We start from the raw sequence: 2,435 nt of genomic DNA on the forward strand, positions 1-2,435 counted from the left end.
GACGTGCGGGCGGGGCGCCTGAGCGATGGCGCACGGCTACCCGCCTACGCGGACCTGGCCGATTCGTACGGCGTGGCGGTGGGCACGGTCAAGCGAGCTGTCCTGGAGCTGCGGCGGGAAGGCATCGTGACCGTCGTGGTCGGACGCGGCACCTTCATCGCCGAGAAGTAGGCCGACTCCGACCTGGCTGTCGGGCTCAGCCCGCGAAGATCTGCCGCCACTCCGCCAGCGACCGGGGCCGGAAGACGACGTTGGTCTCCCGCACGTGCGACAGGTTCGCCGACGGCTCGGCCGAGTACATGTGCCCCGGATACACCACCGGGTCGCCGGACAGGCCCGCGAGCTGCTGGAGGCTGCCGTACAGCGCGTCGGCGTCGCCGCCGGGCAGGTCGGTGCGCCCGCAGCCGTCGAGGAACAGCGTGTCGCCCGCGATGAGCGCGTCGTCCAGCAGGAAGCACTGGCTGCCGGGGGTGTGCCCCGGCGTGTGCAGGGTGCGGACCTCGATCGCGCCGATCGCGACGGTGTCGTCGTGGTCGTGGGCGACCAGGTCGGTGCCGGACACGCCGGTGACCCGCCGCACCCACTCCTGCTCGGCGTCGGCGACGTGGATCGGCACCTGCTTGCGGGCGAGCAGCTCGGCCACCCCGGGCAGGGAGAAGCCCATCATGTCCCCGCCGACGTGGTCGGGGTGGTAGTGCGTGGCCAGCACGCCGGTGAGCCGCATCCCGTCGTCGTCGAGCAGTCCGAGCAGGTCGTCCACCGCGTAGGCGGGGTCGACCACCATGGCCTCGCCGGTCTCCCGGTCGCCGATGAGGTAGCTGAAGTTGCGCATCTGGGTGGCGATCTGGTCGCCGACGGCGTAGTCGCGGCCGGCCAACAGTTGCCGGAAGTACAGGCGCTCGGACATGCCCCGATCGTATCGGCCGGGTTCGGGCCCTCCGCCCCCCGGCACGTCGACGCTCCCCCCGGACGTCAGACGGCGGCGGATCGGGATCCGGGATCGGGGAGTGCGCGCCCGGATCCAGGAGCGGTCGCGGGTCGGTGCCGTGGGTGTGGCCCGAGGGCGTGTGCACGGTGAACCGGTGGGTGGCCCGGTTCAGCCGGAGTCCCCACCCGGGCACGTTCTTCAACCGGTGGTGCCGTCGGCACAGGCCCACCAGGTTGTCCGGGGCGGTGCGGCCGTGGCGTCCGCGCCCCAGTCGACCACGTGGTCCAGGTCGCCGAACCGGCTCGGCCGGTGGCACCCCGGGAACCGGCACACGTGGTCCCGCACCCGCACGAACTCGTCCGTCGCCGCGGGTGGCCGGTACCGCGCCCGCCCCACATCCAGCAGGGACCCGGTGCGCGGGTCGGTGACGAGGCGGCGCCACGTCGAGGTGGAATCGAACGCGATCTCCCGGGCCACCTGCGCCGGGAGGGGGCCGTGCCCGTCGAGTTCTCCCGGGCGGTCGTCGGCACCGAGCAGGGTGGGCAGCGCGACGTGCACGAACACCTCCGCGCGGGTGCTGCGCGGTGGGGCCCTCGGTCGTGGTGTGCCCACCTCGCAGCAGGTCGGCCAGCACGTCGGCCCGGAGCTGGTCAGTCGTGCGGGGCTCCCCGTGCCGACGCAGGGAACGGGCGATCCGGTCGACGCGGGCATAGGCCGCGCTCGCCACCTCGGCGGGCAACTCGGGACGCAGAACGGCCGTGCCGTCGCCGCCGTGGATCAGCTCGACGCGCCGCTCGGCCCGGCGCCGCGCGGCGCGGTCGGCCGCACCGTCCGGGTCGACCCGTGCCACCACCCGGTTCACTGCCTGCCGCAGTGCCCCCGGGTCCTTTCCGGACAGTCGGTCGGCGAGGGTCGCGTCGACCTGCCGCGCCTTCGCGTCCGGGAGGTACGCCGTCGGCTCGGCCACCTTGGACGCCTTGTACGCATCGAGGACACCGGTCTCCATCGCGGCCAATGTGGACGGCAACCGGGACACCAGCACCGTCGCCAGGTCGACGGTCCGCCGGGCGTCACGATCGCCGATCGTCAACGTCAGGGCGAGCTCGGCGGCCACGTCCGCCGGGTCCCGCCGGTCGACACACGCGGCGACCTCCCGGAGCTGACGGGCCTGCAACCGGGCGATGTGCTCGCCCAGTGCACGGATACGGTCCATACGCGACAGTGCGCCGCACGGCGCACCATCGCCTCCCCCTTCATCGCTCATGTGTTCGAGTCTAGCCGCGTTGAGCGGCTCACCGCGATGTCTCGATCGGCTGAGTCCGATGCCGACCCACCCGGCTGTCCCGGCTCTGCGACACTGCCCGTCATGGCCTCTTCGGCACCGACGACCGGCACCCCGGGCACCGTGGTCGTGCTCGGCGGCCGCAGCGAGATCGGCACGGCCGTGGCGCGGCGGCTGGCGGAGCAAGGCGCGCACACCGTCGTGCTCGCCGCCCGGCGCAGCGAC

Annotated in this window: 4 protein-coding genes and 1 pseudogene; 2 read left to right on the forward strand and 3 right to left on the reverse strand. The window is 73.6% G+C overall.

Going from position 1 to position 2,435, the window contains the following annotated elements; translation table 11 throughout:
* Positions 1-3: 3 nt before the first annotated feature.
* A complete protein-coding gene (locus SACPADRAFT_RS0208620; RefSeq protein ID WP_051442426.1) occupies positions 4-171 on the forward strand; it encodes a GntR family transcriptional regulator in 168 nt (55 codons plus the stop codon).
* A gap of 25 nt (positions 172-196) precedes the next feature.
* Here the strand turns inward: SACPADRAFT_RS0208620 and SACPADRAFT_RS0208625 are convergent, their stop codons facing one another.
* The 3 genes and pseudogenes from SACPADRAFT_RS0208625 to SACPADRAFT_RS34320 form a co-directional block, all read right to left on the reverse strand.
* Positions 197-907, reverse strand: coding sequence for an MBL fold metallo-hydrolase (locus SACPADRAFT_RS0208625; protein ID WP_007027269.1), 711 nt, complete (start codon positions 905-907; stop codon positions 197-199).
* A 219-nt stretch (positions 908-1,126) separates the two neighbouring features.
* Positions 1,127-1,492 (reverse strand): 13E12 repeat family protein, encoded by a 366-nt coding sequence (locus tag SACPADRAFT_RS34315; RefSeq protein WP_028662330.1) that lies wholly within the window; start codon positions 1,490-1,492, stop codon positions 1,127-1,129.
* Between the two features lie 97 nt (positions 1,493-1,589).
* A pseudogene (locus SACPADRAFT_RS34320) lies at positions 1,590-2,192 on the reverse strand (DUF222 domain-containing protein); the annotation flags it as partial.
* Between the two features lie 102 nt (positions 2,193-2,294).
* Between SACPADRAFT_RS34320 and SACPADRAFT_RS31375 the strand changes: the two are divergent.
* On the forward strand, positions 2,295-2,435 hold a 141-nt coding region (locus SACPADRAFT_RS31375), incomplete at its 3' end, for a KR domain-containing protein (protein ID WP_157577119.1).

Origin of the sequence: Saccharomonospora iraqiensis subsp. paurometabolica YIM 90007 (assembly GCF_000231035.2) — a bacterium.
GTDB classification, from domain to species: Bacteria; Actinomycetota; Actinomycetes; order Mycobacteriales; family Pseudonocardiaceae; genus Saccharomonospora; species Saccharomonospora paurometabolica.

What these genes read in the sequence shown, in the direction of transcription:
- SACPADRAFT_RS0208625 (WP_007027269.1), bottom strand. Translation starts at nt 907, where the DNA reads ATGTCCGAGCGCCTGTACTTCCGGCAACTGTTGGCCGGCCGCGACTAC.